Source organism: Longimicrobium sp., from assembly GCA_036387335.1.
Classification (GTDB): Bacteria; Gemmatimonadota; Gemmatimonadetes; order Longimicrobiales; family Longimicrobiaceae; genus Longimicrobium.
This window is the reverse complement of sequence record DASVTZ010000135.1, coordinates 1-7,235: the sequence shown is the minus strand read 5'-3', so window position 1 is coordinate 7,235 and position 7,235 is coordinate 1. Positions and strand designations below refer to the sequence as shown.

Below are 7,235 nucleotides of genomic sequence, written 5' to 3'. Positions count from 1 at the left end.
CTGCGCACGCACCTCACCGAACGGCTCTCCGCGGATCTGCGGCGGGAGCTGTTTTTGGCGCGCGCGCTGTACGCCACCCGCCCCACCGCACACCCGGACGAGGTGGCGGACTGGCTGGGCGCGCTCAGCAGCCGGCGCGTCACCATCGTCGCGCCGGACGGAAGGGTGCTGGGTGACTCGGAGGTGGATGCGGCGCGGGTGAGGCGGCTGGAGAACCACTCCGACCGCCCCGAGATCCGCGACGCGCGGCAGGGGCGCGACCGCATCGGCGTCGCGATCCGGCTCAGCAGCTCTCTGGGCGACGAGCAGCTCTACATGGCGCTGCAGGCGGCGGACGGGAACGTCATCCGCGTCGCCGATCCGCTCAGCGAAATGTATTCGGCGGTGGCGCGGGTGCAGCGCGGGATCTTTGGCGTGGGGCTCGTGGCACTGGTGCTGGCCGGGCTCCTCTCGCTCGGCTTCTCCATCGCCATCACGCAGCCGCTTCGGCAGATCGTCAGGGCGGCGCGCGCCATGGCCGCCGGCGACCTCACGCGCCGCGCGCGGCTCGGCGGGCGCGATGAGCTGGGGGAGCTCGCGGACGCGCTGGACCTCCTCGCGGGCGAGCTGCAGCGCCGCCTCCGCCAGCTGGAGGGCGAGCGCGCGGAGATGCAGGCGCTGATCGACTCGATGGCCGAGGGGGTGATCGCGCTGGACGCCGAGGGCCACGTGCGGCGCACCAACCCGGCCGCGCGCCGCATCTTCAACCTGGTGGGCGACCCGCGCGGCCTCTCCCCGCAGGAGGTTGCGCGGCGGCCGGCCTTCCTGGACGTGGTGCGGCGGGTGCTGGAGGGCGCGCAGGTGCGGCCCGCGGAGCTGACGCAGGACGGCCGCAGCCTCCTGGCCACCGCGCAGCCGCTCCCCGGCGGCGGCGCGGTGATGGTGTTCCTGGACGTTTCCGCGCTCCGCCGGCTGGAGGACGTGCGCCGCGACTTCGTGGCCAACGCGTCGCACGAGCTGAAGACGCCGCTCACCGCCATCCGCGGCTTCAGCGAGACGCTGCTCGATGAGGATCTCCCGCCCGCGCTGCGCCGCCAGTTCGTGGAGACGGTGAAAGCCAACGCGGACCGCCTGCAGCGCATCGTTGACGACCTGCTGGACCTGTCGCGCATCGAGAGCGGCGGCTTCCGCGTGGAGCCGGAGATCGTCTCCATCACCGAGACGGCGCACGAGGCGATCGCCCCCGGCCGCGTGCAGATGGAGAGGAAGCGCGTCGAGTTCGTGACCGACGTGCCGCCGGAGCACGAGTTCGTCTTCGCCGACCCCGCCGCGCTCCGCCAGATCCTGTCCAACCTGGTGGGCAACGCGATCCGCTACGTCCCAGAGGGCGGACGCATCGAGGTGAGCGCGCGCTCCGCCGGCCAGCGCAACGACGGACGCGAGTGGATCCAGGTCTCCGTCACGGACGACGGCGCGGGCGTCTCCGCCGCGCACCTCCCCCGCATCTTTGAGCGCTTCTACCGCGCCGACGCCGCCCGCTCGCGCGAGGAGGGCGGCACCGGGCTGGGCCTCGCCATTGTCAAGCACCTCGTAGAGGCCCACGGCGGCACCGTGGACGCCGAAAGCACGCCCGGCAGCGGCACGACCATCCGCTTCCTCCTCCCCGCTCCGGACGTGGTGGAGGAGGAGATGCACGACCGCGAGGTAGAGCGGGCGGCGGGGCGGTGAGGGCCCCCTCCCCCCGGCCCCCTCCCCCGCCTGCGGGGGCGCAGGGCGGGTGAGGGGGAGAACCGCGTTGTGCGCCGCACGGATACCGTAGGGGCGCGATTCATCGCGCCCGTGTCACCGGCGTGCACCGCAACCTGCCGCACTCCAGACGGCTTCAGCCGTCTTCGCGTGGTTCCAGCCGGGGGATTTATCCCCCTGTTTTCGGACGCCCACCTATACCGTTCCCGGTTCGTGACGGGACGGTGACTCCCCGAAGCTCCTACCGATGTGAAGCACGGCTAGCGTCACGATACACCGAGGCCGGCGCGCGCGCCGGCCCTTCTTCAACGGAGTACGTGACGAATGCCGAGCCGATCCCTCAGGACCGCACTCGCAGTGTTTCTTTTGGCCCTCCTCCCCGGGATCGCCGCCGCGCAGGCGGGGCGCATCGGGGGGCGGGTGGTGGATGCAGCCACCGGCCAGCCCGTCGCCGGGGCGCGCGTCGCCGTCATCGTGCAGCCGGTGCGCAGCGCCGTTACGGGCGTCGATGGGACGTTCACGATCCGCGGCGTGCCGAGCGGTACGTACAGCGTGGCCGCGTCGCACATCGGGCACGCAACGAAGACGGTGACGGGGGTGCAGGTGGGGGCGAACGCCGTGACGCTGGACATCTCGCTGGCGGCGCAGGCGGTGTCGCTCGGCGGAATCACGGTGACGGCGGCGCGCGAGCGGGGGAGCGTCGCGCGGGCACTGGACGAGCAGCGCACGGCGGTCGGCGTGGTCAACAGCGTCACGTCCGAGCAGATCGCCCGGAGCCCGGACTCGGATGCGGCGCAGGCGGTGCAGCGGGTGAGCGGAGTCACGGTGCAGGATGGGAAGTACGTCTTCGTGCGCGGGCTCGGCGAGCGCTACACGACCACCTCGCTGAACGGCGCCCGCATCCCCAGCCCCGAGCCGGAGCGCAAGGTGGTGCCGCTCGACCTCTTCCCGGCGGCGCTCCTGCAGTCCATCACCACTTCCAAGACCTTTACGCCTGACCAGCCGGGCGACTTCAGCGGCGCGCAGGTGAACATCCGCACGCGCGAGTTCCCGGCGCGCCCGACGTTCACCTTCTCCTTCGCATCCGCCTACAACACGGTGGGCACGGCCCGCACCCTCCCCTTCGCGCCGAGCGCAGGGAACGAGTGGCTGGCGTTCGGCGGGCGCTCGCGCGAGGTGCCGTTCATGGTGCGCGGCGCGGGGAGCTTCGCCAACCTGACGCGCGACGACATGACGCGGATCGCGGGCTCGTTCCGCAACACCTGGAGCGCGCGGCCGGCCAGCGAGCTTCCCAACCTCTCCAGCGGCTTCTCGCTCGGCGGCACGCGGGGGATGTTTGGGCGCGACGTCGGCTACCTGGCGTCTGGCACCTACACGCGCGCCACGGAGGCGTCGGAGGAGCAGATCCGAGCCACGGTGATCGCGGGGCAGGATGCGCGTCCGCAGATCGAGTCGCAGTTCGCGGGGACCACGGGGCGCACGAGCGTGCTGTGGGGCGGCCTCTTCAACGTCAGCACCAAGCTGGGGACGGCAGGGCGCGTGTCGCTCAACAACTCGTACAACCGCGGCGCGGACAACGAGGCGCGGCGCGAGAGCGGCTTCACCGAGCGCATCAACGCCAACCTGCCGCTGGACATCGAAAGACTGCGTTACGTGGAGCGCAGCGTGCGCAGCAACCAGCTCTCGGGCGAGTACCTGATCGCCGGGCGCAACCGCGTGGACTGGTCGTTCACCTCGAGCGGCGTGGAGCGGGTGGAGCCGGACCGGTCTGAGATCGTGTACGCCCGCGAGCGCGACCCGGCCACCGGCGTGGAGCTGGCGCCGGCATGGTTCGGCGGGAGCAACGAGGGGGCCGTGCGCACCTTCAGCGACCTGCGCGAGACGAGCCTGGAGGGCGCGGCCAACTTCCAGCACGAGATCGGTGGGCACCGCATCAAGTTGGGCGGGCTGTACCGCGCCACGGACCGCCAGGCGGACAACCACGCGTACAGCGTCTCCGCGCTGGGCACGCTCACGCGCGAGCAGCGGGAAGCGCGGCCGGAGGAGATCTTCGACGGTCGCTACACCCAGCCGGGAAGCCGCATCTTCAACGTGACGCCGCTGGGCGCGGGCGGCTCGTACGACGCGGCGGACCGGCTGGCGAGCGGGTACGGGATGGTGGAGCTGGCGCTGATGGAGAAGGTGCGCTTCATCGGCGGGGCGCGGCTGGAGAGGTCGGAAGTGGTGCTGAACGCGGCGCCCACCAGCGGCGCGGCGGTCACTTCGCGCCCCAGCTACACGGACGTCCTGCCGAGCGCGGCGGTCAACGTGTCGCTCACCGACGTGCAGAACCTGCGCTTCTCCCTCACGCGCACCCTGAGCCGCCCCGAGTACCGCGAGCTGGCGCCGGTGCTGTACCGCGAGGTGCTGGGCGGCGAGAGCGTGCGCGGCAACCCGGATCTGCGCCGCGCCCTCATCGACAACGCCGACGCGCGCTGGGAGTGGTATCCGGGGAGCGGCCAGCTGCTGAGCTTCGGCCTCTTCGCCAAGCGCTTCCACGACCCAATCGAGCGCGTCTATCTCGCCACCTCGGGCACGCCCGTCGTCACGTTCGTGAACGCGCGCCAGGCCACCAACTACGGCCTGGAGACGGAGATGCGCACCGACCTGGGCATGCTCTCCGAGACGCTGGAGCCGCTGACGGTGTTCGCCAACGCCACGCTGATGCGCAGCCGCATCGAGATCGGCGACTCGCTGAGCAGCAAGACGAGCGACCGGCGCCCGATGGTGGGCCAGTCGCCCTACGTGCTGAACACCGGCGTGACGTACGCGGACGGCGGCACCAGCGCCACCGTGCTCTTCAACGTGGCGGGCCGGCGGATCGTGAGCGCGGCCGAGGCTCCGCTCCCCGACGTGTACGAGCTGCCACGCCACGTGCTGGACCTCTCGCTCCGCTTCCCGGTGGGCCGCGGCGTGGAGGCCAAGGTGGATGCGCGCAATCTGCTGGACGAGCCGTACGAGGTGCGTCAGGGCGACCTTGTGCGCGAGTACCACCGCATGGGGCGCACGCTGAGCGTGGGGGCGACGCTGAAGCGATGACCCCGTGACATGATCGCGACAGGGCATGCGCGGGGCGGATACGTCGCCCCGCTAGGATTCCGGCGGCGCTGCGAAGGCGCCGCCGGATCTTTTTCAACCCCGAGCAGAAAAGCGCAATGATCGCAGCATCCCGCAGGTGGTTGGCCGCCCTGGCGCTCGTCGCCGTGGCCGCGTGCGACGGCAGCCCCACGAACGAGGAGCTCTTCGCGCCCACCGGGCTCGTGGCCACGCCCACCGGCCCGTCATCGGTGCGCGTGAGCTACAACGCGGTGCCGGACGCGAGCGGCTACGACCTGGAGCGCGCCACCGGCACCTCCACCGACTGGACCAAGGTTGCCACCCTACAGTCCGTGACGTACGACGACACCGGGCTCCTCCCCGAAACCAGCTACCGCTACCGCGTGGCGGCGCTCAAGGGAAGCGGGCGCAGCGACTTCGGCCCGGAGGCGATGGTCGCGACCAGCAACCGTCCCGAGGTGGCGCTCTCCGCCGACATCACCAGCAACCGCCGGCTCCATGCGGACACGCTGTACGTGCTCAACAACTGGGTGCACGTCGCCAACGGCGCCACGCTGACGGTCGATGCCGGCACGCGCATCGAGGGGAACGCCAACTCGGCGCTCTTCATCCTGCGCGGCGCCAAGATCCTGGCCGTGGGCACCGAGGCGCGGCCGATCGTCTTCACCTCGCACCGCGCGGCGGGGCAGCGGCAGCCGGGTGACTGGGGCGGGCTGATCCTGGTGGGGAACGGCATCATCAACCGCGGCGACCCGGTGATCCTGGAGGGCTCCAACACCGGCGGGAGCAACGTGGCCGTCAACTATGCAGGTGGCACCAGCAACGCCGACGACAGCGGCGAGCTGCGCTACGTGCGCATCGAGTTCGCGGGCTTCGGCCCCGTGCCGGACGCCGAGCTCAACTCGCTCACCCTTGCCGCCGTCGGCGGCGGGACTCGCATCAACTACGTGCAGGCGATGGCGGGCCTCGACGACTCCTTCGAGTGGTTCGGCGGCGCGGTGAACGCGAAGTACCTCGTCTCCTACGAATCGGGCGACGACCACTTCGACGCGTCGGAAGGGTTCGTGGGGCGCAACCAGTTCCTGATCGCGCTGCAGAGCACCATCCTGACGCCGCGCGCCGGCTCGGGTAACAGCTCCACCGATCCGCAGGGCTTCGAGGTCGATGGATGCAGCGGCGCCAACTGCATCGCGGGCCAGAGCTCGCAGCCGTACACGATTCCCGTCTTCGCCAACTTCACCATGATCGGCACGGGTCCGGGGGTGGTGCCCGCGGCGGGCGGGTTCGGGGCGGTGCTGCGGCGCGGCGCGGGCGGCTTCTACGTGAACGGGATCATCGCGCGCTGGCCGGGCGCCGCCCTCGCCATCCGCGACGCGGCCACCAACGACCGCATCACCGCGGGCGACCTGTCCATCCGCAACGTCCTAGCGGCGGAGAACGGCACCCTGTTCGAGTCCGGCAGCGGCCGCTTCACCCTGGATGCCGTCGCCAACGCCATTGAGACCTCCCCCTCAGCCACCGCCTCCCTCTTCGGCAGCTTCGACGTGTCGCGCGGTGCGGCGGGCCTGGACTGGCAACCCTCCGCCACCTCCGCAGCGCGCACGGGCGGCCTCGCCACCTTCACAGGCACGCTCGCCACAAAGGCCGGCACCGCCGTAACCGGCACATCCTACCGCGGCGCCGCCGACCCGACCGGCGCCCGCTGGTGGGCGAACTGGACGACCTACGTCCGCAACTGAGCAATGACGAGGTCCACCGTCCTGCTGACCGCGATTCTCGCCGCGTGCGCCCCCGATGCGCCGGCGGCTCCCCCCGCCGCGCAATCGGTCGTGGTCGACAGCATCTTCCCACCCGCGGAAGCGATGCGCCGCTTCCGCGCCGGCCTGCCGGAGGTCGACTCCCTCTCCGGCGGCGCCACCTCGCGCGGGGAGCTGGTGCGCCGATTCGTGCGCGCGGTGGAAACGCAGGACACGGCCGAGCTCCGGACGCTGCTGATGAACCGCGCGGAGTTCGCCTACCTGTACTTCCCCACGAGCCGCTTCGCCCGCCCGCCGCTCCGCACCGACCCCGCGCTGCTCTGGTTCCAGATGCAGATGAACAGCGAAAAAGGCATCGTGCGCCTCCTGCGCCGGCACGGCGGCGCGGATGCGGGGTTCCGTGGGCATGAGTGTGAGGACGCGCCGGTCGCGGAAGGCGAGAACCGGCTGTGGGAGAGGTGTACGGTGCGGCTGGCGGAAGGGGAGGATCGGTGGTTTGGGACGGTGATTGAGCGCGGGGGGCGGTACAAGATGGTGGGGTACGCGAACGGGTTGTGAGGGGGCCCTCACCCCCGCTCGTTCCTCGCTGCCCCCTCTCCCGATAACAGGAGAGGGCTGCTGGTCTGCCCCCGCCAGCGGGGCCAGTTAGAACGGGAG

At 71.5% G+C, this 7,235-nt stretch carries 4 protein-coding genes; all 4 read left to right on the top strand.

The genetic code is table 11. The annotated features are described in order from the left end of the window. Nucleotides 1-1,707: ATP-binding protein (locus VF647_12625; protein ID HEX8452937.1), on the top strand; the 1,707-nt coding region annotated here is incomplete at its 5' end. Nucleotides 1,708-2,082: 375 nt separating this feature from the next. Continuing rightward, nucleotides 2,083-4,803 (top strand): TonB-dependent receptor, encoded by a 2,721-nt coding sequence (locus VF647_12620; GenBank protein HEX8452936.1) that lies wholly within the window; start codon nucleotides 2,083-2,085, stop codon nucleotides 4,801-4,803. Between the two features lie 116 nt (nucleotides 4,804-4,919). Continuing rightward, the gene (locus tag VF647_12615; protein HEX8452935.1) at nucleotides 4,920-6,560 is read left to right on the top strand and encodes a fibronectin type III domain-containing protein; all 1,641 of its coding nucleotides are present in this window, start codon (nucleotides 4,920-4,922) and stop codon (nucleotides 6,558-6,560) included. A 3-nt stretch (nucleotides 6,561-6,563) separates the two neighbouring features. Further along, on the top strand, nucleotides 6,564-7,136 hold the full coding sequence (locus VF647_12610; protein ID HEX8452934.1) for a hypothetical protein: 573 nt from the start codon (nucleotides 6,564-6,566) through the stop codon (nucleotides 7,134-7,136). The last annotated feature ends 99 nt before the right edge of the window (nucleotides 7,137-7,235 follow it).

Coding starts and splice junctions, on each gene's coding strand:
- VF647_12610 (HEX8452934.1), top strand. CDS start 6,564: ATGACGAGGTCCACCGTCCTGCTGACCGCGATTCTCGCCGCGTGCGCC.
- VF647_12615 (HEX8452935.1), top strand. CDS start 4,920: ATGATCGCAGCATCCCGCAGGTGGTTGGCCGCCCTGGCGCTCGTCGCC.